25 protein-coding genes and 1 pseudogene are annotated in these 22852 nt (G+C 50.5%); 18 read left to right on the plus strand and 8 right to left on the minus strand.

Annotation, left to right across the window (positions count from 1 at the left end; genetic code table 11):
• The coding region (gene tyrS / locus ACTHUM_RS08500) for a tyrosine--tRNA ligase (protein ID WP_440402822.1) at positions 1-1218 on the plus strand (1218 nt) is incomplete at its 5' end.
• Between the two features lie 176 nt (positions 1219-1394).
• On the opposite strand, the gene hslO is transcribed toward tyrS, so the two are convergent.
• Complete coding sequence (hslO, locus tag ACTHUM_RS08505; protein WP_049336392.1) at positions 1395-2291, minus strand: Hsp33 family molecular chaperone HslO; 897 nt, start codon at positions 2289-2291, stop codon at positions 1395-1397.
• 260 nt (positions 2292-2551) lie between these two features.
• On the opposite strand from hslO, the gene ACTHUM_RS08510 reads away from it, so the two are divergent.
• Together ACTHUM_RS08510 and ACTHUM_RS08515 are read left to right on the plus strand one after the other, a co-directional pair.
• Positions 2552-3181 carry a C40 family peptidase gene (locus ACTHUM_RS08510; protein ID WP_049343546.1) on the plus strand — a complete coding sequence of 210 codons (630 nt, stop codon included), beginning with the start codon at positions 2552-2554 and terminating at the stop codon, positions 3179-3181.
• Between the two features lie 8 nt (positions 3182-3189).
• The gene (locus ACTHUM_RS08515) at positions 3190-3411 is read left to right on the plus strand and encodes a hypothetical protein (protein ID WP_004519529.1); all 222 of its coding nucleotides are present in this window, start codon (positions 3190-3192) and stop codon (positions 3409-3411) included.
• Positions 3412-3492: 81 nt separating this feature from the next.
• Here ACTHUM_RS08515 and ACTHUM_RS08520 read toward each other — a convergent pair whose 3' ends face one another.
• Genes ACTHUM_RS08520 through dxs form a run of 3 tightly spaced genes read right to left on the minus strand, consistent with a single transcriptional unit; the run spans position 3493 to position 7865 of the window.
• Entirely contained in the window at positions 3493-4893 is a 1401-nt protein-coding gene (locus ACTHUM_RS08520) for an L-serine ammonia-lyase (protein WP_004520399.1), read from the minus strand.
• A gap of 35 nt (positions 4894-4928) precedes the next feature.
• The gene (locus ACTHUM_RS08525; RefSeq protein WP_004520400.1) at positions 4929-5939 is read right to left on the minus strand and encodes a glycosyltransferase family 2 protein; all 1011 of its coding nucleotides are present in this window, start codon (positions 5937-5939) and stop codon (positions 4929-4931) included.
• Positions 5940-5975: 36 nt separating this feature from the next.
• Complete coding sequence (gene dxs / locus ACTHUM_RS08530) at positions 5976-7865, minus strand: 1-deoxy-D-xylulose-5-phosphate synthase (protein ID WP_004520402.1); 1890 nt, start codon at positions 7863-7865, stop codon at positions 5976-5978.
• Between the two features lie 133 nt (positions 7866-7998).
• Between dxs and orn the strand changes: the two genes are divergently transcribed.
• The 6 genes from orn to ACTHUM_RS08560 all read left to right on the plus strand — a co-directional run bounded on the left by orn (position 7999) and on the right by ACTHUM_RS08560 (position 12810).
• The gene (gene orn, locus ACTHUM_RS08535; RefSeq protein ID WP_039862353.1) at positions 7999-8556 is read left to right on the plus strand and encodes an oligoribonuclease; all 558 of its coding nucleotides are present in this window, start codon (positions 7999-8001) and stop codon (positions 8554-8556) included.
• Between the two features lie 63 nt (positions 8557-8619).
• On the plus strand, positions 8620-9042 hold the full coding sequence (gene queD / locus ACTHUM_RS08540; RefSeq protein ID WP_440361204.1) for a 6-carboxytetrahydropterin synthase QueD: 423 nt from the start codon (positions 8620-8622) through the stop codon (positions 9040-9042).
• A gap of 73 nt (positions 9043-9115) precedes the next feature.
• Positions 9116-9487: a DUF1304 domain-containing protein gene (locus tag ACTHUM_RS08545; RefSeq protein ID WP_440361205.1), complete on the plus strand. Its 372-nt coding sequence runs from the start codon at positions 9116-9118 to the stop codon at positions 9485-9487.
• A 108-nt stretch (positions 9488-9595) separates the two neighbouring features.
• Positions 9596-10231, plus strand: coding sequence for a 7-carboxy-7-deazaguanine synthase QueE (locus ACTHUM_RS08550; protein ID WP_440361206.1), 636 nt, complete (start codon positions 9596-9598; stop codon positions 10229-10231).
• A gap of 332 nt (positions 10232-10563) precedes the next feature.
• The gene (locus ACTHUM_RS08555; protein WP_070587511.1) at positions 10564-12150 is read left to right on the plus strand and encodes an L-lactate permease; all 1587 of its coding nucleotides are present in this window, start codon (positions 10564-10566) and stop codon (positions 12148-12150) included.
• Positions 12151-12447: 297 nt separating this feature from the next.
• Positions 12448-12810, plus strand: a complete 363-nt coding sequence (locus ACTHUM_RS08560) for an ACP-like domain-containing protein (protein ID WP_440361207.1) — start codon at positions 12448-12450, stop codon at positions 12808-12810.
• A 137-nt stretch (positions 12811-12947) separates the two neighbouring features.
• On the opposite strand, the gene dnaN is transcribed toward ACTHUM_RS08560, so the two are convergent.
• Together dnaN and dnaA are read right to left on the minus strand one after the other, a co-directional pair.
• Entirely contained in the window at positions 12948-14051 is a 1104-nt protein-coding gene (gene dnaN, locus ACTHUM_RS08565; RefSeq protein WP_004520410.1) for a DNA polymerase III subunit beta, read from the minus strand.
• A 106-nt stretch (positions 14052-14157) separates the two neighbouring features.
• Positions 14158-15726 carry a chromosomal replication initiator protein DnaA gene (gene dnaA / locus ACTHUM_RS08570; protein ID WP_049343534.1) on the minus strand — a complete coding sequence of 523 codons (1569 nt, stop codon included), beginning with the start codon at positions 15724-15726 and terminating at the stop codon, positions 14158-14160.
• Between the two features lie 319 nt (positions 15727-16045).
• Here dnaA and rpmH point away from each other — a divergent pair, with 319 nt between their 5' ends.
• The 4 genes from rpmH (at position 16046) to yidC (ending at position 18507) form a co-directional block, all read left to right on the plus strand.
• The gene (gene rpmH / locus ACTHUM_RS08575; protein ID WP_002214728.1) at positions 16046-16180 is read left to right on the plus strand and encodes a 50S ribosomal protein L34; all 135 of its coding nucleotides are present in this window, start codon (positions 16046-16048) and stop codon (positions 16178-16180) included.
• Between the two features lie 2 nt (positions 16181-16182).
• Positions 16183-16521, plus strand: a complete 339-nt coding sequence (gene rnpA / locus ACTHUM_RS08580) for a ribonuclease P protein component (protein WP_049343532.1) — start codon at positions 16183-16185, stop codon at positions 16519-16521.
• Positions 16521-16742: a membrane protein insertion efficiency factor YidD gene (gene yidD / locus ACTHUM_RS08585; protein WP_003682178.1), complete on the plus strand. Its 222-nt coding sequence runs from the start codon at positions 16521-16523 to the stop codon at positions 16740-16742. The genes rnpA and yidD overlap by 1 nt, the downstream gene beginning before the upstream one ends.
• A gap of 118 nt (positions 16743-16860) precedes the next feature.
• Positions 16861-18507, plus strand: a complete 1647-nt coding sequence (yidC, locus tag ACTHUM_RS08590; RefSeq protein ID WP_049336372.1) for a membrane protein insertase YidC — start codon at positions 16861-16863, stop codon at positions 18505-18507.
• Positions 18508-18601: 94 nt separating this feature from the next.
• Here the strand turns inward: yidC and ACTHUM_RS08595 are convergent, their stop codons facing one another.
• Entirely contained in the window at positions 18602-19312 is a 711-nt protein-coding gene (locus ACTHUM_RS08595; protein ID WP_049336370.1) for an SAM-dependent methyltransferase, read from the minus strand.
• A gap of 54 nt (positions 19313-19366) precedes the next feature.
• Positions 19367-19957 (minus strand): Maf family protein, encoded by a 591-nt coding sequence (locus ACTHUM_RS08600; protein WP_049336421.1) that lies wholly within the window; start codon positions 19955-19957, stop codon positions 19367-19369.
• A gap of 55 nt (positions 19958-20012) precedes the next feature.
• Here ACTHUM_RS08600 and ACTHUM_RS08605 point away from each other — a divergent pair, with 55 nt between their 5' ends.
• The 5 genes and pseudogenes from ACTHUM_RS08605 to ACTHUM_RS08625 form a co-directional block, all read left to right on the plus strand.
• Positions 20013-20516 carry a YceD family protein gene (locus ACTHUM_RS08605; RefSeq protein ID WP_049336368.1) on the plus strand — a complete coding sequence of 168 codons (504 nt, stop codon included), beginning with the start codon at positions 20013-20015 and terminating at the stop codon, positions 20514-20516.
• 33 nt (positions 20517-20549) lie between these two features.
• A complete protein-coding gene (gene rpmF / locus ACTHUM_RS08610; protein ID WP_002240035.1) occupies positions 20550-20729 on the plus strand; it encodes a 50S ribosomal protein L32 in 180 nt (59 codons plus the stop codon).
• Positions 20730-20821: 92 nt separating this feature from the next.
• The gene (locus ACTHUM_RS08615; RefSeq protein ID WP_049332638.1) at positions 20822-21346 is read left to right on the plus strand and encodes a phosphoribosyltransferase; all 525 of its coding nucleotides are present in this window, start codon (positions 20822-20824) and stop codon (positions 21344-21346) included.
• A 122-nt stretch (positions 21347-21468) separates the two neighbouring features.
• Positions 21469-22539: a phosphate acyltransferase PlsX gene (gene plsX / locus ACTHUM_RS08620; protein ID WP_049336419.1), complete on the plus strand. Its 1071-nt coding sequence runs from the start codon at positions 21469-21471 to the stop codon at positions 22537-22539.
• Positions 22540-22691: 152 nt separating this feature from the next.
• Positions 22692-22852, plus strand: a pseudogene (locus ACTHUM_RS08625) (3-oxoacyl-ACP synthase); the annotation flags it as partial.

Below are 22852 nucleotides of genomic sequence, written 5' to 3' on the forward strand. Positions count from 1 at the left end.
AACGAACAAAAAATTTCCCTCTATTGCGGTTTTGACCCGACAGCAGACAGCCTGCACATCGGCCACTTGCTGCCTGTATTGGCATTGCGCCGTTTCCAACAAGCCGGCCATACGCCGATTGCTTTGGTGGGCGGCGCGACCGGCATGATTGGCGACCCAAGCTTTAAAGCCGCCGAACGCAGCTTGAATTCTGCCGAAACCGTTGCCGGTTGGGTTGAAAGCATCCGCAACCAACTGACCCCTTTCTTAAGCTTTGATGGCGACAATGCGGCCATTATGGCCAATAATGCCGACTGGTTCGGCAGCATGAACTGCCTCGACTTCCTGCGCGACATCGGCAAGCATTTCTCCGTCAACGCCATGCTGAACAAGGAATCTGTCAAACAGCGTATCGAGCGCGACGATGTGGGTATTTCCTTCACCGAATTCGCCTATTCCCTGCTGCAAGGCTACGACTTTGCCGAATTGAACAAACGCCACGGCGCGGTTTTGGAAATCGGCGGTTCCGACCAATGGGGCAACATCACTGCCGGTATCGACTTGACCCGCCGTCTGCACCAAAAACAAGTATTCGGCCTGACCCTGCCTTTGGTAACCAAATCAGATGGCACCAAATTCGGCAAAACCGAAGGTGGCGCAGTATGGTTGAACGCGAAGAAAACTTCTCCGTATCAGTTCTACCAATTCTGGCTGAAAGTGGCCGATGCCGATGTGTATAAATTCCTGAAATACTTTACCTTCCTGTCTATCGAAGAAATCGACGCCATCGAAGCCAAAGACAAAGCCAGCGGCACCAAACCTGAAGCGCAACGCATTCTTGCAGAGGAAATGACCCGCTTGATTCACGGCGAAGAAGCCCTTGCCGCCGCCCAACGCATTTCTGAAAGCCTGTTTGCCGAAGACCAAAGCCATCTCACCGAAAGCGACTTCGAGCAGCTGGCACTCGACGGCCTGCCGACTTTTGAAGTTTCCGAGAGCCTCAACGTGGTGGAAACTTTGGTGAAAACCGGTTTGGCGTCTTCCAACAAAGAAGCGCGCGGCTTTGTCAACAGCAAAGCGGTTTTGCTCAACGGCAAACCTGCCGAAGCCAACAATCCGAACCATGCCGCTGAAAAACCTGACGATGCCTATATACTGACCGACGAACACAAACGTTTCGGCAAATACACCATCGTCCGCCGCGGCAAACGCAACCACGCTTTATTGGTTTGGAAATAATCTTTAAACATTAAACGCATCGTTTAAAACAATCATGCCGTCTGAAATCAGCCCTCGCTTTTTTTCAGACGGCATTTTATATTGATGATATTCAGTTTTCCCAAAAAGAAAGGGCAGGTTTTACACCTGCCCTCCTATTAAATAATCTAATTTTTTAAGCAACTTTTATCGCGCGATTACTGCAAACGCTCATTCTCTTGACGGACGGCATTCACCACGTCCGCACCAAACAAAGCGTTGACATCGGTTTCATCAAACACATATTTGCTATGGCAGAAATCGCAGTCAATTTGAATGCTGCCTTGCTCCGCCACCACGCCGCCGACTTCCTGACCGCCAAGCATCAACAGCATATCGCTGACTTTGCCGCGGGAACAGGTGCAGGCAAATTCAATGGCTTCCGGTTCAAAAACGCGGGGCGGGGTTTCATGGTAAAGGCGGTAAAGGGCGTGATGAGCGTCCAAACCGGTCAATTCTTGCGGAGTAAGCGTTTGCGCAAGCGTGGTCACATGTTCCCACGCGGCATCATCCAATTCTTCTTCCGGCAGACGTTGCAGCAATAATGCGCCTGCGGCGTGGTCATCGGCGGCAAGCGTAATATAAGTATCGAGCTGCTCGGAACGTTTCATATAGTTGACCAGCATTTGCGCAATGCTGTCGCCTTCCAGTGGGACAACACCTTGCCAAGGGTCGGCATCTTTAGGCTGATGGGTTAAAACGAACACGCTGTTTTCGCCCAACAGCGCAGTCAGGCTTTCGTCATCACGGATTTCAGCGGTTTCGTCCCAACGGGCAGTAGCGCGGACAGTATTTTCAGAAGTCGCTTCCACCACCAACATTTTCAGACGGCCCTGACCTTGAACCTGAACAATCAGCGTGCCTTCGTTTTTAAGGTTGGCAGACAATAAAGATCCGGCGGCCAGCAACTCGCCCAAAGCGCGGCGGATGGCGACAGGATAATGTTTTTGGTTGACGATGTGTTGCCAAACCTTTTCAAGGCGGATGTGCATACCGCGGATGGGCATATCGTCAAAGATAAAGCGTGTACGGATATCGCTGTGATTTTGTGTCATGTCAGTCTCTGAAAATAAATCAATGAATGCCGCTTATATGGTTGCAGCGGCGGATAAATCAAGCGAAACCGCGCCCGATGTTTTTCTAGTTCGTTTGGAAACAAGGGTTTAACGCAAAATAACAGCAGTTTTTTTGCCAAAAAGACAGTTTTTTAATACAATCAAGCAGATAACAAGAGAATGATACGGGATAACATCTCAGAAACCGGCAATGTGCCTGCAATCGGCAGGGAATGCCTTCTGAAACGGAAGTTTGTACAATGAATTTTTTACTCCGGCTCGCAGCAGTTTGGACTTCGGTCGCCATGCTCGCGAGCGTCAATTTTTCTTACGCTGATGATTTGGAAAACCTGATTACCACCCGTCAGCGTGTTTTAAACCAGTTCAACGACAATGCCAATGTTTACGGCAATACGCGTCAGGCAACCCCTGTCCATCCCACCAATACCTATTCTGCCGCAAGCAACAATACGCGCGCACCTTCGGGCAACGCAGATGAGTTAATCGGCAGCGCCATGGGCTTGCTCGGCGTGGCCTACCGCTACGGCGGCACATCGGCTTCCACCGGCTTTGACTGCAGCGGCTTTATGCAACACATCTTTAAACGCGCCATGGGCCTGAACCTGCCGCGCACTTCTGCCGAACAAGCGCAAATGGGCGTTGCCGTGAGCCGTTCCGAATTACAGCCGGGCGACATGGTCTTTTTCCGCACCATGGGTCGCGGCCGTATTTCCCACGTCGGCCTCTACATCGGCAACAACAATTTCATTCACGCACCGAGGACGGGCAAACGTATCGAAATTACCAGCCTCGGCCACAAATATTGGAGCGCGAAATACGCCTTCGGCCGCCGTGTAAAGAAAAACGACCCTTCCCGTTTCTTAAACTGAGGTGAGCTATGGCAATGCCGCAAATGCCCAAATGGTATGACGACGACGGTCAGATTGTTTCCTGCACCGAAAAAGTCAAAGTCATGACCGAAAACTTGAACGAACTGTACCAAATAGCGCAGGACGCCTTTGAAGACGCCCTGCTGATGGGTTGCTCCGAAAAACAGTTGCGCGAATACTTCCGCGACTTAATGGCCGGGCTGGAAAACCCTTATCAAAAAAACGGTTAGTTATTCAATCCATACAAAAAAAGGCCGTCTGAAAGTTTCTCAGACGGCCTTTTTTTATCGGGCATATCCCCTACCCTATTGCTAACATTCCACCACGCGCACGGATACAGGTATGGCTTTTTTCTGCAAGGTAATGGCCAAGCCTGCGAGCGAGGTTTCTTTATAGGTTGCCTTCATATCGCGGCCGGTTTGCAACATGGTTTGAATCACTTCATCAAGTGAGACTTTTTTGTCTATGCCATCTTCCAAAAGCGCGAGGGTGGCGAGCTTGAGGGCTTTTTCGGCGGCGATGCCGTTGCGCTCGATACAGGGGATTTGCACCAAGCCGCCGACAGGGTCGCAGGTCAAGCCCAAGTGGTGTTCCATCGCCATTTCGGCGGCGTTTTCCACTTGTTTCGGGGTACCGCCGATAACTTCGGCGTATGCACCTGCTGCCATAGAACATGCCACGCCGACTTCGCCTTGGCAACCAACGTCCGCACCGGAAATCGACGCATTGGTTTTGTACAAAATACCGATGGCGCCGGCAGTCAGCAGGAAGTCCTCTACACGCGATTGGTTGGCGTGCGGATTAAATTTGCGGAAATAGTGTAAGACGGCAGGAATAATGCCTGCCGCGCCGTTGGTCGGTGCGGTTACGACGCGGCCGCCAGCGGCGTTTTCTTCATTGACCGCCATGGCGTACACCATCGGCCAAAGTTGGGTATTGACGATTTCGCTCTCGCGTAGGACTTTGAGTTTAGCTGCCAACTGCGGCGCGCGGCGGCGCACATTCAAGCCGCCCGGCAATTGCCCTTCCGCACCCAAGCCGCGCTTGATGCAGTTTTCCATCACATCGGCCACGGCAGCCACACGGCGGCGCACTTCCACTTCATCGCAACCTGCCAACGCTGCTTCATTGGCCAACACGACTTCGGAAATATTCAACTGGTTCAGACGGCATTGTGCCAGCAACTCATCACAGTTTTTGTATGGATACGGCACATCGGCATTTTCCTGCGCCTCTTGTGCAAACCCTTCGTCTGTAACGACAAAACCGCCGCCGACCGAATAATAGATCTGCTCTTTCAGCTTCAGGCCGTCTGAATGGTAGGCGATAAAGTTCAAACCGTTCGGATGTTTGGGCAACACTTTGTCGCCGCGGATATCCAAATCTTTTTCAGGATTGAAGGCCATTTCACGGCCGTTGAGTTTTAAAACGTGCTGCGTGCGGATACGTTCCAAGCGTTGAGGGATGTCCGCAAGCGGGATATCGTGCGGCAGGCTGCCTTCCAAACCGAGCAATAATGCGTCGAATGTGCCGTGTCCGATACCGGTCAAAGCAAGTGAACCGTACACTTCAATGACAATGCGCGCCACTTGTGTATCCAAGTTTTCGGCATTCAGCAAATCAGCAAAAGCGGCCGCGGCCTTCATCGGGCCGACGGTGTGCGAGCTGGACGGGCCGATGCCGATTTTGAAAATATCAAAGATGCTGATCATAATTTTCCTATTATTGTGTGTGCGGGCTGTGTTTTTCAGACGGCCTTAAGGCCTAAAGAGGAATCTTGTGCGCCGCTTGCCAATGCAAGTACCAAATGTCCGACAGTCATCAAAGGATCACCTGCTTCCGGCGAGGTGTATTTCAGCATCAGCGGTTTTTTACGCAAGGGTTCGTAATGGCTGACTTTACAATGCGGGTCTTCCAAACTTGTAGAACCGGCGCGGTATCTGTATGCCAACAGCCGTAAATCGTTCAAGTCCATCTTCATGCCGTTGTCCAGCAATTCGCGCAACTGGTTTTCCCAGGCAATATCGTTGCTTCCGTCTTTAATGGCAATCAAGATGGACTTTTCGAGGATTTTTTTGATGTGCTGGTTCAAGGAGCGGATTGGGAAATGCCCCAGCCACAACAAATCGGTCTCCGCAAATTGGGCGGAAAACTGCTCGATAAACCAGGAATGTAAACCTCGATAATCCGGCGAATGAAACAGGGTTGATTTAACCTTGTTGCCATCTTTATCCAACATGTAATGGCAGCCGATAATCACGCTGCAAGATTCGGCAGCCCATCTAGGAATAATGACTTTGGGGGTAAAGAGCGTTTCGAGGCGTTGCTCGGTAAATTGAGTGGTGAAATCGGGATTGTATTGCAACGATGTCGGCAAATAGCCGCGCCAAAGGTACATGCCGATCCTGTTTTCGCCGATGACATCCAAAAGTTGTTCCAGCATGATACGGCTAGGACATGAAATAAATTCGTCCGCATCCAGCGGAAAAACGAAATCTATCGCTTCATCTTTTGCTACAAGCTGCTTCATAAGCAGGTTTACCAATTGCTCTTGATTGTACTTGAGCGCTTGATATTGATAGATAAATATCGGCAAACCTTCTTCTTTCAATTGAATCAGGATTTCCCTTGTTCCATCGCTGCTGCCGTGATCGATGATGTGCATTTCATCCATCAGCTCGAGATTATGACGGACAAACGATTCGATAACGTCGTTTTCGTTGCGCACCATGCTGATGCTGATTAGTTTTTTTCCCATAAATTATGCAATGTATTGATAGGTTTTAATCATTTTTCAGACGGCCTTAATCCAGCCGGCAATGCGTTTTTCAATCGCTTCGGCACTCAAACCCAAGTCGTCCAGCAGTTTTTTCGGGTCGCCGTGTTCGGTAACTTTGTCTTCTACACCCAACAGCAACACCGGTTTGCAGATGCCGTGTTTCGCCAACACTTCCAACACCGCGCTGCCTGCGCCGCCTTGTTCGGCATTCTCTTCAGCGGTAACGATGTAGTCATGGCTTCGGGCAAGACGGACGATCAGTTCTTCATCTATCGGTTTGACAAAGCGCATGTCGGCAACGGTCGCGTTCAGCTTGTCGGCGGCGGTCAATGATGGGGCAACCATGCTGCCAAAGGCGATAATGGCAATTTTCTCGCCTTCGCGACGGATGATGCCTTTACCGATTTCAACGGTTTCCAGGCCGTCTGAAACGGTTGCGCCCGTGCCTGTACCGCGCGGATAACGGACGGCAGACGGCGAATTTGCCTGATAGCAGGTTGAGAGCAGCAGGCGGCATTCGTTTTCGTCGCTTGGTGCGGCAATAATCATATTCGGCACGCAACGCAAAAAGCTCAAGTCGTACAAACCGGCATGGGTCGGGCCGTCTGCACCGACAATACCTGCACGGTCGATGGCGAACAAAACAGGTAGGTTTTGCAAAGCAACGTCATGTACCAACTGGTCGTAAGCGCGTTGCAGGAAAGTGGAGTAAATCGCCACGACGGGCTTGATGCCTTCACATGCCAAACCGCCGGCAAAGGTAACGGCGTGTTGCTCGGCGATGCCGACGTCGAAATAGCGGTCGGGGAATCGCTGTTCAAACTCAACCAAGCCGCTGCCCTCGCGCATGGCAGGCGTGATGGCAACCAAACGCTCGTCAGCCGCCGCTTGGTCGCACAGCCATTGGCCGAAAACTTGCGTATAAGTCGGTTTAGCCGCGGCAGGTTTGACTTCCGGCGCAGGCACTTCGCTCGGCAGCTTGGAGACAGCATGGTATTTGACAGGGTCGTTTTCGGCGAATTTGTAGCCGTTGCCTTTTTTGGTGATGACGTGCAGCAACTGAGGGCCTTTGCGGCCGCGCAAGTCTTTTAATACGTCCACCAGATTTTCAACGTTGTGGCCGTCCACCGGGCCGGTGTAACGGAAACCGAAGTTTTCAAACAAAGACAGCGACTGTTTGGCATGTTCCGCTTCGCCTGCCAAGGTTTTGATTTTGTTTTCGACTTTTTGGGCAAGCTCCATCGCTCCGGGCAATTTATCTAATACTTTGCTCGATTGGGCTTTGATGGTGCTCAATAGGCCGTGCATATCGCGCACGACGTTGCTGGCAAGATATTTCGGCAGCGCGCCGACATTGGGGGAAATCGACATTTCGTTGTCGTTGAGGATAACCAGCAAATCGACATCCATATCGCCTGCGCAGTTCAGGGCTTCAAACGCCTGACCCGCCGTCATGGCGCCGTCGCCGATGATAGCGACGCTGCGGCGGTTATTGCCCAACTGTTTGTCCGCAACGGCCATGCCCAAAGCCGCGCCTATGGATGTGGAAGAATGCCCCACGCCGAACGCGTCGTATTCCGACTCGCTGCGTTTTGGGAAACCCGCCAAACCGCCGTATTGGCGCATGGTGTGCATTTGATTTTTGCGGCCGGTGAGGATTTTGTGCGGATAGCTTTGATGGCCGACATCCCAGACCAAATGGTCTTCTGGCGTGTCGTACACATAATGCAGCGCCACCGTCAGCTCGACCGCGCCCAAGTTACTGGCGAAATGGCCGCCCGTCTTACCGACGGAATCCAACAGAAATTCGCGCAATTCGGCGGCGACTTGCGGCAGCTGTTTTTTCTCCAGACAGCGCAAATCCTGAGGCGTATCGATAATATCGAGCAAAGGGCTTGGGTTCATGATTTTTGGCGGTGATTTTTTGTGTAACGGACGATTATATCAAGAGATTGCACAACTTGTTACAAATGCTTTCAGACGGCCCGAACCTTTATCCTTTATAATACTGCCAACTGAAAACACAAGGCCGTCTGAAATGACCCAAAACGCAAACAACCTCTGCTGGCTCGATATGGAAATGACCGGCCTCAACCCGGAACACGACCGCATTATCGAAGTCGCCATGATCATTACCGATTCCGATTTGAACGTACTGGCACAATCGGACGTTTACGTCATCCATCAAAGCGACGAGTTGCTCGACGGCATGGACGAGTGGAACACCGCCACCCACGGCCGCACCGGTCTGACCCAACGCGTGCGCGAATCCAAACTGACCGAAGCTGAAGTCGAGCAAAACCTGTTGGACTTCATGTCCGCATGGATACCCGAGAAATCCACGCCCATGTGCGGCAACTCCATCCATCAAGACCGCCGCTTCATGGTCAAATACATGCCGCGTTTGGAAGCCTATTTCCACTACCGCAACTTAGACGTGTCCACGCTGAAAGAGTTGGCCAAACGCTGGAATCCGGCCGTCGCCAAAAGCGTGGTCAAACGCGGTTCGCACAAGGCATTGGACGACATCCTCGAAAGCATCGAAGAAATGCGCCATTATCGCGAGCATTTCCTCAAACTCCCTTCCGAACAATAATCCCAAGGTCGTCTGAAACAGGTTTTACACCGTTCAGACGGCCTCATCAGCTTCCCTCATCTCATGAAAATCACCAAAATTTTTACCTTCGATTCCTCGCACATGCTCGACGGGCATGACGGCAAATGCCAAAACCTGCACGGCCACACCTACAAACTCGAAATCACTGTCTCCGCGCCCGTTATCCAAGGCGGCGCAAAAGACGGCATGGTGATGGACTTTACCGACCTGAAAGCCATCGTCAAACAACACATTACCGACCCGTTCGACCATGCCTTCATCTATCACGGCAACAACGAACGCGAAAGCCAAATCGCCGCGCTTTTGGAAGGCTGGAACATGAAAACCCTGTGCCTGCCCTGCCGCACCACAGCCGAAAACATGAGCGTAGAAATGTATGGCCGTCTGAAAAACGCCGGTGTCAAAGTGTGCAGCGTGAAATTATGGGAAACGCCGACTTCATGTGCGGAATATGAAAGAGAATAAACCGGCATTTTGTATTTTTCAGACGGCCTGTTCCCCAAACACACCCATCCGCTAAACATCAAAAGGAATCTTCATGAAAATCATCTCCACCCTCCTCGTCCTCTTCATCGCTGTCGAACATTTCTACATCGCCTGGCTCGAAATGACGCAAATCCCAAGCGAAAAAGCGTCAGAGCTGTTCAATATGCCTTACGAATTTATGGAACAAAAACGCGTACAAACCCTGTTTTCCAACCAAGGCCTGTACAACGGCTTCCTCGCCATCGGCTTGGTATGGGCTCGCTTTGCCGCACCTGACAACGCCGTTTACGGCGCGACCATCCTGTTCCTCGGCTTTGTCCTCATCGCCGCCGCATGGGGCGCGTTTTCATCCGGCAATAAAGGCATTTTGCTCAAACAAGGCTTGCCGGCATTTTTGGCCGCAGCAGCCGTCATTGCCGCTTAAGCACACACCAGCCATTCTTTCCTATTGAACTGACAGAAAGAATGGCTGCCTCAACCGATTTCTCAAAACGCTTCACCACAACGATTCAATCCCGCACACCCGACATTCATGACCATTCACATCACGCCGAACAATCCCCAATACCGCATTGTCGAAATATTTGAAAGCCTGCAAGGCGAAGGCTGGAATACAGGCATGCCCGCCGTTTTCATCCGTTTGGGCAAATGCAATCTCGCGTGCAGCTGGTGCGATACCGACTACCTCAAATTCGGCATGATGAGCCTGTCCGATATTTTGGGCCGTCTGAAAACCTACACGGCGCGCAATATCATCATTACCGGCGGCGAACCCACCATCCAACCGCATTTGGATACCCTGCTCAACACACTCAAAGCCGAAGGCTATTTCCTGTGTATCGAAACCAACGGCCTCAACCCCGCACCGCCGCAAATCGACTACGTTGCCACCAGCCCTAAAGCCTGCTACGCCGCCAAATATGAATCCGGCTGCATCGAAAAAGCCGACGAAGTGCGCATTGTTGCCGACGGCGATGTCATTGCGTTTTGCCAAGAGATGGAACGCAAAATCCGCGCCCAACATTACTACCTCTCGCCTTGCGAGCAAGACGGTGTGATGAATATCTACGACACCATCCGCCAAATCGGCGTATTAAACAGCCGACCCGACGCCCCCGTCCATTGGCAATTGAGCGTACAAACGCATAAATGGGCAGGAATAGAATAATTCGTTTGAAATCAATTAAAAACAAAACCTTTACAAAATATTGAATGTAAATACCATTCGATATTCGACCAAATGCACTACTGGCAAAGCTCTCAGGCCGTCTGAAAACCCAATTTCAGACGGCCTTTTTTGTTACAAACCTCTTGACCGATTACATAAGATTACGTAAAGTGTGCAACAGTTTTCATAAATTGGTAAAACCAATTTACCTGATAACTGGTTGCATCTAAAAAAGTGGCAATCTTTATTCGAAAAACATCTATTACTCAACACATCGCATCAAACCGCCATTGATTGACGGTTATGGTGCCCGTTGCCCCGAGGATATTCCTATGGCTCTCTTTCTCAGTATTTTTCCCATCGTGCTGCTGATTTGGCTGATGGTTAAGAAAAACAGTATGCCGTCCTATGTCGCGCTACCGATTACCGCCGCGCTGATTTATGCCATCAAACTGTTTTATTTCGGCGACAATGCCATGTTGCTCAACGCAACGGCAGCGTCCGGCCTCGTCTCTACCCTGACCCCGATTACCGTGATTTTCGGTGCCATTATGTTCAACCGCATGATGGAAACCACCGGCTGTATCGACGTCATCCGCAAATGGCTGGCTACCATCAGCCCGAATCCGATTGCCCAGTTGATGATCATCGGCTGGTCTTTCGCCTTTATGATTGAAGGCGCATCCGGTTTCGGTACGCCTGCCGCCATTGCCGCGCCAATCCTGATGAGCTTGGGCTTCAACCCGTTAAAAGTAGCCATCTTCACTTTGGTCATGAACTCCGTACCCGTGTCCTTCGGTGCAGTAGGTACCCCGACTTGGTTCGGCTTCGCGCCTTTGGGCTTGGATCAAAAGAGCATTATGGAAATCGGTATGCAAACCGGCGTAATGCACTTCTTTGCTGGTTTCATCATCCCTGTGATCGGCTTGAGCTTCATCGTACCTTGGGCTGAAATCCGCAAAAACTTGGGCTTTATCGGTATCGCCGTATTCTCCTGTACCCTTCCTTACGTTGCATTGGCAATGGTCAATGAAGAATTCCCATCTCTGGTTGCCGGCGCAATCGGCCTGATGGTTTCCGTATTCGCAGCAAACCGCGGCTGGGGCTTGAGCAAAGATTACGCCAAAGACCCGAATGCAGAAAAAGTACCTTTCGCACAAGTTGCCAAAGCACTGGCTCCTTTGGGTATGCTGATCGGCATGCTGGTGGTCACCCGCATCAAACAGCTGGGCATCAAAGGCCTGCTGACCAGCAAAGAAGAATGGTTCAGCTTCCAACTGCCGTTTGATTTGTCCAAAATCACCGTCAGCGACTCCCTGACCATCACCTTCGGCAACATCTTCGGCCAAGGCGTCAACGCTTCCTACCAAACCCTCTACGTTCCGGCTTGGATTCCGTTTGTCTTCACCGTTTGGATTTGCATCCTGCTGTACAAAACCAAATTCAAAGACGCATGGTCTTTCTACGCTGCAACCTTCAACCAAACCAAAAAACCTCTGCTTGCCCTGATGGGTGCGCTGATTATGGTTCAACTGATGATGGTTGGCGGCGACGACTCCATGGTGAAAATCATCGGTAAAGAATTTGCCAATATGGCCGGCGAACACTGGGTGTACTTCTCCCCATACTTGGGTGCAATCGGTGCATTCTTCTCAGGCTCCAACACTGTATCCAACCTGACCTTTGGTCCGATTCAACAACAAATCGCGCTTGATACCGGCCTGTCCGTTACCCTCATCCTCGCCCTGCAATCCGTTGGCGGCGCAATGGGCAACATGGTCTGCATCAACAACATCATCGCCGTGTGCAGCGTGTTGAACGTAAACAACGCCGAAGGCGCCATCATCAAGAAAACTGTGATCCCGATGAGCATCTATGGCATCATCGCTGTGACTATCGCTTCAATTTTCTTCTTGTAAACAGCTTCATATCAAAGGCCGTCTGAATATTCAGACGGCCTTTTTTGTATTCTTTCGCTATATTTCTTAAAGAATCATTAATGTATATATTCCGCAACAACCCGCATCACCACTTTGCAACACCAAATTACGAACAACTTTCTATTAATAAACAATCGGGTAAGCATAAGTAAACACTGTTTTGCAATTTACCTAATTGCCACTACCGACAAAACGCCTAAAATACGCTTCATCTGCAAACGGAAACCCTTTCTCACTTTGCAAGATAACACACAACCCTCATATGGAGCTTAGATCATGAAATTACTTTCTGTTATCACTGCAGCCACATTGGCTACTGTTTCCTTCTCTGCTGCCGCTGCGCCTGCCGGCTTCGTTTCTTACCGTTGTGACGGCGGCAAATCACTGAACGTGATGTACGGTTTCGACCGCAGCGGTCGCGCAGTTACTGCCGACGTAAACGCCGGTGGTAAAAAAGCCTCTTTGGTTGTCGACAAAAAACGTTCTGACAGCACTGGCACTACTTTCACCAACCGTCGCGGCTATGTAATGTCTGCCGGTTTCATCGACAAAAACACCCACACTACTTCTGAAGTAGTTGGCGTGAACGCCCCTAACGGCTCATTCCTGGTGAAAAACTGCGAACCACGTCCACGTTAATCCCAGTCTTCCTATTTAGCCGAATCATCCCGGTTTGATAGAAAGGCCGTCTGAAAAACAATTTTCAGACGGCCTTTTGATTCAAGCCTATAAAAAAGAGCGTGTACCCTACACGCTCTTTTTGTTTGTTTTCCGAATCAAATACGCATCGGCATTACGATGTATTTGAAGTTCGGATTGTTTGGCACGGTAAACAGCGTTGAACGGTTAGCATCGCCGAAAGCAAGCTGCATATCGTCGGAGTGGATGTTACGCAACACGTCCATCAAGTAGCCGATGTTGAAACCGACTTCCAGTTCTCCGCCTTGGTAAGCGATTTCCAGCTCTTCGCGCGCTTCTTCCTGCTCGTTGTTGCTACATACGACACTCAGCAAACCAGGCTGCAGAAACAGTCGTGCGCCGCGGAATTTTTCATTGGCAAGAATGGCGGCACGTTCAAGCGCACCCAAAAGCTGGGTACGGGACACGAGGAAAATCTTGTCGTTATCCAAAGGAATCACGCGGTTAAAGTCAGGGAACTTGCCGTCGATGACTTTGCTGACAATAGTCGTGCCATTGCATTGGAAGCGTACTTGATTGTCCAAAAGCTCAACGGTGATGGACTCGGACGGATTGTTCAACAGCTTGAAGAGCTCCAATACCGTTTTGCGCGGCAGGATCACTTCCGTTTTCGGCAGTTCTGCCTCAATTTGGCTGGCCGCATAAGCAAGGCGGTGGCCGTCGGTTGCAACAAGGCGCAATTGGTTTCCTTCAACCTGCATCAGCAAGCCGTTGAGGTAATAGCGGATATCTTGAACCGCCATGCTGTATTGCACTTGCGAAAGCATGGTTTTGAAGGTTTCTTGAGTCAGCGAGAAAGTCGCGCTGACGTCGCTGCCGACGTTCATCAACGGAAAGTCTTCAGCAGGCAGGGTTTGCAGGGCAAAACGGGATTTGCCCGCGCGCAAAGTCAAACGGTTGTCCGCCCAATCCAGTGACACCAACGCACTGTCAGGCAGGGCGCGCAAAATGTCTTGGAATTTTTTAGCGTTGGTCGTAATGCGGAAATCGCCTGCCTGACTTTCAGGGCCGGCGGTATTGATTTGGATTTCCAAGTCGGTTGCCAAAAGTTTGGTTTGTCCGTCTTTGCTTTCCAGCAACACATTGGACAAAATCGGCAGAGTATGGCGACGTTCGACAATACCGGTAACGGCTTGCAACGGCTTGAGCAGACTGTCGCGATCGGCTTGTAAAATCAGCATGTTCCATTCCTTTGAATTTGAAATCGGTTGATTTGGGTATTTTAAAATATTTTTTGTATTCAGACGGCCTCACATTGACATCAGGCCGTCTGAATATTGCATTGGGTCAGTTCTGAATCAAAATCAGCAGTTTTTCGTAGTCTTGTGCCAATTCGGGATCTTCTTCACGCAGTTTCGCCACCGCTTTGACACCGTGCATCACGGTCGTGTGGTCGCGGCCGCCAAAGGCATCGCCGATAGAAGGCAGGCTGAGCGTGGTCAGCTCTTTGGTCAGGCTCATGGCAACTTGGCGCGGACGGGCAATGTTGCGCGTACGTTTTTTGCCTAATATATCGCTGATTTTAATACGGTAGTATTTGGCTGTCGCATCGATGATGATGTCTGCGGTAATGACTTTGTGTTTTTCGGCAATAATATCCTGTAAAGCCGTACGCGCCAAATCCATGTCGATGACAGGACGATTCATAAAACGGCTGCTGGCGCTGACACGGTTGAACGCACCTTCCAGCTCACGCACATTGGAGCGGATCAGATTGGCGATAAACAGAGCGGCTTCGTCTTCGATACTGATACCGGCTGCTTCTGCCTTTTTCTGCAAAATCGCCACGCGCATTTCCAATTCGGGCGGTTCAAGTTCCAACGTCAAACCCCATGAGAAACGGGATTTGAGACGGTCGTCCATGCCCTCGATTTTGGCAGGCAATACGTCGCACGTCAGAATCAGCTGTTTTTTCTCGTTGTGGAAATGGTTGTACAGATAGAAGAATTCTTCCATCGTGCGGTCTTTGCCTTTGATGAACTGAATATCGTCGATAATCAGCAGGTCATATTGTTTGTATTGTTGCTTGAATACATCGTAAGTATTGTTGCGCACAGCCTTCATAAAGCTGCGGATATAGTCGTCCGAGTGCATATAGCGCACTTTGGCATCAGGACGGTTTTTCAACAATTCGTTGCCGATGGCCTGCACCAAGTGGGTTTTACCCAAACCAGTACTGCCGTATAAGAAAAACGGGTTGTAGCCCTGCCCCGGATTTTCAGCAATCGCTTGGGCGGCTGCGGCGGCAAGGCGGTTGCCCTTACCTTCCACCAAAGTTTCAAATGTATAGTCGCGCGACAGATTGGTCTGTTCGTAGCGCGCTTCTTCCGCATCGTGTTGTGCGTCGGTTTTGGCTTTGGCAACTGCTTTAGACTCAGCCGGAGCGGCAGTTTGCACTTGAGGCTCATGCGGCAGGTTTTTCATGCGTTGTGCCAAAATCTCGGCAGCCGTCATGGCAGTGGCAGGCTTGGAAACCGTTTCAGACGGCCTATCTTCTTCCATTGGCGCAGCAGTTTGCAAAGGCATTTGAACAGGCTCTACAAATTCTTCAACTTCAATGACTTCTTGCACTTGCACCGGCGCAACAGTCTGAGCCGCCATTTCATAATGCGTACCTACGCCCGGCTTAAACGCGAAAGCAGCCTGCTGAGGCACCAATTCGGCACGCACGGCGTCAATTTTGGCGGCAAACTGGCTTTTGAGCATATTGCAGGCAAATTGGTTTTTACCATACACCACCCATACGCCGTTTTCTTCGCTCACGGTCAAAGGCGCAATCCATTGCGCAAACTGCCCGGCAGGCAACATTTCGTGAAGGCGGCAAAGGCACAGCGGCCAAAATTCAGCTAACGTCATGAGATTAAGCTCGGAAAATGGAAGATTTGGGAAATACAAGAAGGCAGAGCAGACAGGCAATCCGATAAAAATCAAATTCTTACGATACTCCCGCTGCTTTCAGACGGCCTTGCGCACAGAGAAAAGCAAGGTTGGGCGATTATACCCATTCTGCTCTTTTTTATCCACAACCGCCGCAAAATTTTATCCACAAATTCTATCAATGCATAAAACCCGTTGTCACACTTTGGCCAACGAAAAGTTTTTATATTGATTGACAAAAGCGGCAAATTGGAGTGTAATTCACGGTTTAATTATCTACCAATTTTTAGGAAACATCATGAAACGCACTTATCAACCTTCCGTTACCAAACGCAAACGCACCCACGGCTTCTTGGTTCGCTCCAAAACTCGTGGTGGTCGCGCAGTATTGGCTGCCCGTCGCGCCAAAGGCCGCAAACGCTTGGCTGTATAATTTTGAATTACGGCTTCTCAAAGCAGTATCGCTTATTAAAAACGGATGATTTTTCATCCGTTTTTGCGTTGAAAAACCGACGCAGCCGCGATTTGCTGCAAGTCTCCCAGTCCGCAGACAACGCGCTCGGCCATCCGCGCCTTGGTTTGGTCGTCAGCAAAAAGACCGCCAAACGCGCCCATGACCGCAATTATATGAAGCGCGTCATCCGCGACTGGTTCAGGCTGAATCAACACCAGCTGCCGCCGCATGATTTTGTTGTGCGCGTGCGTCAGGCGTTTAATCGGGAAACTGCCCCGGAAGCTCGAAACCAACTTGCCCAGCTGATGAAAAAACGCTGATGAATACCCTGCTTTCCAAGCTCCTCCTTGCACTCATCCGCTTTTACCAATACTGCATCAGCCCCCTCATTCCGCCGCGCTGCCGCTATACCCCGACCTGTTCACAATACGCAGTCGAAGCCGTCAAAAAATACGGCGCATTCAAAGGCGGATGGCTGGCAATCAAACGCATCGCACGATGCCATCCTTTCGGCGGACACGGACATGACCCTGTTCCATAATGCTGCTGTCAACCATTTAAAGAACACGATTTCCTTTAATTTCCCGTCGGTTTCTATATAATGCCGTCTGAAGCAGTTTTCATCTCGATTACCTATCCGTCAATTCCAGGAATCTCTTATGGATTTTAAAAGACTAATGGCGTTTTTTGCCATTTCAGTGGCAATTTTTGCCGGCTGGGAACATTTTTTCCCCAGCCCCAAACCTAATCCGGCGCAACAAGCCGCGCAACAGCAAACGGCCGCTGCTCCGGCAAAAGCCGCTGCCGAAGCCGCGCTTGCTCCAGCCACCCCCATTACCGTTACCACAGACACGGTCAAAGCCGTCATCGATGAAAAAAGCGGCGATCTGCGCCAGCTGACCCTCTTGCAATACAAAGCAACCGGTGACGAACACAAACCTTTCGTCCTGTTTAACGACGGCAAGGAATACACCTACGTTGCCCAATCCGAGCTTTTGGACGCACAAGGTAACAACGTACTAAAAGGCATCAGCTTTACCGCTCCGCAAAAACAATACAGTTTGGAAGGCGACAAAGTTGAAGTCCGCCTGAGCGCACCTGAAACCAACGGCCTGAAAATCGACAAAGTTTATACTTTTACCAAAGGCAGCTACTTGGTTAACGTCCGTTTCGACATTACCAACAGCAAAGGCCAACCCGTCAACCTGAGCGCAGACTACCGCATCGTCCGCGACCACAGCGAACCTGAAGGCCAAGGCTACTTTACCCGCTCTTACGTCGGCCCGGTGGTTTACACCCCTGAAGGCGGCTTCCAAAAAGTCAGCTTCTCTGATTTGGACGACGATGCCAAATCCGGCAAATCCGAAGCCGAATACATCCGCAAAATGCCGACCGGCTGGCTCGGCATGATTGAACACCATTTCATGTCCACTTGGATTTTGCAGCCTAAAGACGGCCAAAGCGTTTGCGCCGCAGGCGACTGCCGTATCGACATCAAACGTCGCAACGACAACCTGTACAGCGCAAGCGTCAGCGTGCCTTTAGCCGCCATTCAAGCCGGCGCGAAAGCCGAAACCGCCATCAACCTGTATGCCGGTCCGCAAACCACTTCCGTTATCGCCAACATCGCCGACAAACTGCAACTGGCCAAAGACTACGGCAAAGTACACTGGTTCGCCTCCCCGCTCTTCTGGCTCTTGAACCAACTGCACAACATCATCGGCAACTGGGGCTGGGCAATCATCGTTTTGACCATCATCGTCAAAGCCGTGCTGTACCCGTTGACCAACGCCTCTTACCGCTCTATGGCAAAAATGCGTGCCGCTGCACCTAAATTGCAAGCTATCAAAGAGAAATACGGCGATGACCGCATGGCGCAACAACAAGCCATGATGCAGCTTTACAAAGACGAGAAAATCAATCCGCTGGGCGGCTGTCTGCCTATGCTGTTGCAAATCCCCGTCTTCATCGGTCTGTACTGGGCATTGTTCGCCTCCGTAGAATTGCGTCAAGCGCCTTGGTTGGGTTGGATTACCGACTTGAGCCGTCCGGATCCTTTCTACATCCTGCCTTTGATTATGGCGGCGACCATGTTTGCACAAACTTATCTGAATCCGCCGTCAACCGACCCTATGCAGGCGAAAATGATGAAAGTCATGCCTTTGATTTTCTCCATCATGTTCTTCTTCTTCCCTGCCGGTTTGGTTCTGTACTGGGTAGTCAACAACCTCTTGACCATCGCCCAACAATGGCACATCAACCGCAGCATCGAAAAACAACGCGCCCAAGGCGAAGTCGTTTCTTGATAAAAGCTTAGGCAACATAAAGGCCGTCTGTTGTTCAGACGGCCTTTTTTATTTCCTCAAACAAATACAGTTTGAGATTGAACCCAATCCAGTTTTAAGCGGCATGAAGCACAAAAATCGTCGGGCGTTTTTTCAAATTCGGCATTTCTTTTCTTTTCCGCCACTGCGCAATCGTTTGGCTGATGATTTCCTGTGTCGGTAAGGTTAAGTCCGTGGCCACGCATAATCGCGTTTCAGGATGCAGGTTTTCCACCGCATCAGCCAACAACGCATCGTTGCGATACGGCGTTTCGATAAACAGCTGCGTTTCATTCTGCTGGCGCGAACGTTGTTCCAAAGCCTTCAAACACTGAATCCGCTCATTTTTTTCAGACGGCAAATAACCCTTAAACGCAAAGTTCTGACCATTCGCACCCGAAGCCATCAGCGCCAGCAACAAACTGGACGGCCCGACCAAAGGTCGTACTTCAAAACCGTGTTTATGCGCCAACGCCACCAAATTCGCGCCCGGGTCGGCAACAGCCGGGCAACCTGCCTCACTGACAATACCCATACTGCGCCCTTCTTGCAAAGGTTTCAGCAATTCCGGCAAAGTCTTCAAATCCGTGTGTTCATTCAGCGTTTGCAGATTCAGCTCGCGGATAGGCGTAGTTACGCCCAAATGTTTCAAATGCGCGCGCGCTGTTTTTTCCGCTTCTACGACAAAATCCGTCAGCCCGACAATCGCCTGTTGTTCATGCGGCAACAGGCATGGCGTATCAGGCGCACCCAAAGGGGTAGGAATCAAATACAAAATCGGTTTCATTCTTGCAACTCCAAAAAATCTCAGGCCGTCTGAACACATTCAGACGGCCTCAAACTATAAAACTTCCACACCTTCGTTTTTCAAAAAATCAATCAGACGGAAAATCGGAAGGCCGATCAAAGCATTCGGGTCCGTACTTTCAATCCGCTCCAACAAAGCGGCGCCCAAACCCTCGCTTTTCGCCGCACCGGCGCAATAAACTGCATCCGGCTCGCGTTCCAAATATCGGCTGATTTGTTCCTGCGACAACTGGCGCATGGCAACCACCGTATGATCGACATGATGCTGAACCTTGCCCGTAGCAGTATTCAAAAGCACGATTGCGCTGTAAAATTCAATCCGTTTTCCGCTTAAGTTTTCCAGCATCTGTTGTGCATTTGCGACGTTCATCGGCTTACCCAATTGACGTCCTTCGCACCATGCCACTTGGTCTGCACCGATAATCAGCGCGGCAGGAAAAGCTGCCGCCAATGAACGGGCTTTGCCTTCCGCCAAACGCAGCGCCGTTTCGCCTGCATGTTCGCCCGCAATAGGCGTTTCGTCAAAATCAGGCGATGCCGTCTGAAAATCGATACCCAAACGGCGAAGCTGTCCGCAGCGGAAAACCGAACTCGACCCTAAAACCAAAGGCAGTTTTACTTCCATATTTTTACTTAAAAACATTGACGTTAGACTGCCAAAATTATATCATACTCCGTTTATGTCATACCCTAATTTGATTGACCCAGAAGTTTTCGCCGCCGAAGGGCAGAATCTGCAAGGCAGCTTCCTGCTCGAAGAATTGGATGAACGAGTCAGTTCGCACGATTATCCGGCCGACAAACAGACACGCGTGTCGTTTACGCTGCAAGGCGGTCGCGACCGGCTGCAACGTCTGTTTCTCGATTTAAACGTCAAAGCCGACATGCCCCTGATTTGCCAGCGTTGCATTACGCCCATGCCGTTTCTACTCGATGAAACCAGCCGTATCGTCCTGTTTGCCGATGAAGAGAGTTTGGACGAAGCCATGCTTACCGATGAAGAATTGGAAGGCATGCTGCTCGAAAAAGAGCTTGACGTGCGGACTCTGGTTGAAGACCAAATCCTGATGTCGCTCCCTTTCTCCCCTCGACACGAAGACTGCGGCAACAATGGAACACTGGACGAAGTCAATCGGGACAAACCAAACCCCTTCGCTGTTTTAGCAGGTTTGAAAAGCAGTTAATTAGGACACAGTTTATTTATCTAGGAGCTTGAAATGGCCGTTCAACAAAACAAAAAATCCCCTTCTAAACGCGGTATGCACCGTTCACACGACGCTCTGACTGCGCCTTCTCTGTCTGTTGACAGCGCAACCGGCGAAGTGCATCGTCCACACCACATTTCTCCAAACGGTATGTACCGTGGCCGTAAAGTGGTAAAAGCTAAAGGCGAATAATCCGTTCGTCTGACTGAAAAAGCCAGAATATTGCCATGCAATGACTGGCTTTTTTGCATTGCACCCTGTATTTTCCTCTTCGGAAGCACACCATGAAACGTAAAATCTGGTACACCTACGACGACATCCACCGCGTAATCAAAGGATTGGCGGAAAAAATCCAAAACTCCGGCACCAAATACGATGCCATGATTGCCATTGGCGGCGGCGGTTTTATCCCTGCCCGCATGTTGCGCTGCTTCTTGGAAATTCCGATTTACGCCGTGACCACAGCCTACTACGACAACGATCACGAAGGTCAAGTGACCGAGGAAGTGAAAAAAGTCCAATGGCTCGATCCCGTTCCCGATGTACTGAAAGGCAAAAACGTACTGGTTGTTGACGAAGTGGACGACAGCCGCGTTACCATGGAATTCTGCCTGAACGAATTGTTGAAAGAAGATTTCGGCACTATCGGCGTGGCAGTATTGCATGAAAAAATCAAAGCCAAAGTTGGCAAGATTCCCGAAGGCATCCCTTATTTCAGCGGCATCACCGTTGAAGACTGGTGGATCAACTATCCTTGGGACGCGCTGGACATCGACGAACACAACAAATTGGCCGCGCAAAACCAATAAATCTGGTACGACCATCGCAACAAGCCTTTTCATCTGATTTTCCATTTAATCTCCTGAAAATCGGATGAGTGTGCTTTTCCGATTGTTTGATGCCGTCTGAAACACACAAACCGGAGAACAACATGATTACACTGGCCGTAGATGCCATGGGCGGAGATGCAGGCCTTGCGATTACCGTCCCCGGTGCAGTGGATTTCCTGAAACAGCAATCCGACGTACATCTGATTATGGTCGGAGATGAAGCAGCAGTCCGCCAAGCATTAAGCTCGGCAGGCGCACCTATGGACCGCATTACTGTCTGCCATGCAGCGCAAGTCGTCGAAATGGATGAAGCACCGCAATCTGCGCTGAAAAATAAAAAAGAATCATCCATGCGCATCGCCATCAACCAAGTTAAAGAAGGCAACGCGCAAGCTGCCGTATCGGCAGGCAATACCGGCGCACTGATGGCGACCGCCCGATTCGTCCTCAAAACCATTCCCGGCATTGAGCGCCCTGCTATCGCCAAATTCCTGCCTTCCGACAGCGAACACGTTACTCTGGCTTTGGATTTGGGAGCTAACGTCGACTGTACGCCCGAACAACTGGTTCAATTTGCCATCATCGGCAGCGAGCTGGTACACGCGCTACACCCCGAAAAAGGTAGCCCGCGCGTCGCCCTCTTGAACGTCGGTACAGAAGACATCAAAGGTACGGATGCCGTCAAACAAACCTTTAAACTGTTGAGCAGCAGCAAACTCAACTTTATCGGCAATATCGAAAGCAACAGCGTTTTGTATGGCGAAGCCGATGTCGTTGTCGCAGACGGGTTTGTCGGCAACGTTATGCTCAAAACCATCGAAGGCGCGGTTAAATTCATGAGCGGCGCCATCCGTCGTGAATTCAAAAGCACCCTGTTCAACAAACTTGCCGCCATTGCCGCCCTGCCCGCACTCAAAGGTTTGAAAGGCAAACTGGATCCGCGCAAATTTAACGGCGCCATCCTGCTTGGTTTACGCGGTATTGTGATTAAGAGCCACGGTGGAACCGACGAAGTCGGCTTCCGTTATGCTTTGGAAGAAGCCTACCACGAAGCCAAATCCGCCGGCCTCGCTAAAATCGAACAAGGCGTAGCCACCCAGTTGGCTGCTTTGGAAGCCGCCAAAGCAGCAGCCGAACTGGAAGAAACCGCTACTCCAGCAACGGAAGCTTAAGGCTGATATACACAGGCCGTCTGAAACTCCAAAAAGTTCAGACGGCCTGTTTTTATCTTTAATCACCGACTTCATTCTTAATATTGGGAATTTTCCCATTTTCGCTTACAATACCCGACTATCTGAATCAACTCTCTAAAAAGGCCGTTCTCATGCAATATGCCAAAATTTCCGGTACAGGCAGCTACCTTCCTGCCAACCGCGTCAGCAATGACGACCTTGCCAAAAAAGTGGACACTTCCGACGAGTGGATTACCACGCGTACAGGTATCAAATTTCGCCATATTGCAGACGACAGCGAAAAAACCAGCGA

The organism is Neisseria sp. P0021.S006 (genome assembly GCF_051956895.1).

Coding starts and splice junctions, on each gene's coding strand:
- hslO (WP_049336392.1), bottom strand. CDS start 2,291: ATGACACAAAATCACAGCGATATCCGTACACGCTTTATCTTTGACGAT.
- ACTHUM_RS08510 (WP_049343546.1), top strand. CDS start 2,552: ATGAATTTTTTACTCCGGCTCGCAGCAGTTTGGACTTCGGTCGCCATG.
- ACTHUM_RS08515 (WP_004519529.1), top strand. CDS start 3,190: ATGGCAATGCCGCAAATGCCCAAATGGTATGACGACGACGGTCAGATT.
- ACTHUM_RS08520 (WP_004520399.1), bottom strand. CDS start 4,893: ATGATCAGCATCTTTGATATTTTCAAAATCGGCATCGGCCCGTCCAGC.
- ACTHUM_RS08525 (WP_004520400.1), bottom strand. CDS start 5,939: ATGGGAAAAAAACTAATCAGCATCAGCATGGTGCGCAACGAAAACGAC.
- dxs (WP_004520402.1), bottom strand. CDS start 7,865: ATGAACCCAAGCCCTTTGCTCGATATTATCGATACGCCTCAGGATTTG.
- orn (WP_039862353.1), top strand. CDS start 7,999: ATGACCCAAAACGCAAACAACCTCTGCTGGCTCGATATGGAAATGACC.
- queD (WP_440361204.1), top strand. CDS start 8,620: ATGAAAATCACCAAAATTTTTACCTTCGATTCCTCGCACATGCTCGAC.
- ACTHUM_RS08545 (WP_440361205.1), top strand. CDS start 9,116: ATGAAAATCATCTCCACCCTCCTCGTCCTCTTCATCGCTGTCGAACAT.
- ACTHUM_RS08550 (WP_440361206.1), top strand. CDS start 9,596: ATGACCATTCACATCACGCCGAACAATCCCCAATACCGCATTGTCGAA.
- ACTHUM_RS08555 (WP_070587511.1), top strand. CDS start 10,564: ATGGCTCTCTTTCTCAGTATTTTTCCCATCGTGCTGCTGATTTGGCTG.
- ACTHUM_RS08560 (WP_440361207.1), top strand. CDS start 12,448: ATGAAATTACTTTCTGTTATCACTGCAGCCACATTGGCTACTGTTTCC.
- dnaN (WP_004520410.1), bottom strand. CDS start 14,051: ATGCTGATTTTACAAGCCGATCGCGACAGTCTGCTCAAGCCGTTGCAA.
- dnaA (WP_049343534.1), bottom strand. CDS start 15,726: ATGACGTTAGCTGAATTTTGGCCGCTGTGCCTTTGCCGCCTTCACGAA.
- rpmH (WP_002214728.1), top strand. CDS start 16,046: ATGAAACGCACTTATCAACCTTCCGTTACCAAACGCAAACGCACCCAC.
- yidD (WP_003682178.1), top strand. CDS start 16,521: ATGAATACCCTGCTTTCCAAGCTCCTCCTTGCACTCATCCGCTTTTAC.
- yidC (WP_049336372.1), top strand. CDS start 16,861: ATGGATTTTAAAAGACTAATGGCGTTTTTTGCCATTTCAGTGGCAATT.
- ACTHUM_RS08595 (WP_049336370.1), bottom strand. CDS start 19,312: ATGAAACCGATTTTGTATTTGATTCCTACCCCTTTGGGTGCGCCTGAT.
- ACTHUM_RS08600 (WP_049336421.1), bottom strand. CDS start 19,957: ATGGAAGTAAAACTGCCTTTGGTTTTAGGGTCGAGTTCGGTTTTCCGC.
- ACTHUM_RS08605 (WP_049336368.1), top strand. CDS start 20,013: ATGTCATACCCTAATTTGATTGACCCAGAAGTTTTCGCCGCCGAAGGG.
- rpmF (WP_002240035.1), top strand. CDS start 20,550: ATGGCCGTTCAACAAAACAAAAAATCCCCTTCTAAACGCGGTATGCAC.
- ACTHUM_RS08615 (WP_049332638.1), top strand. CDS start 20,822: ATGAAACGTAAAATCTGGTACACCTACGACGACATCCACCGCGTAATC.
- plsX (WP_049336419.1), top strand. CDS start 21,469: ATGATTACACTGGCCGTAGATGCCATGGGCGGAGATGCAGGCCTTGCG.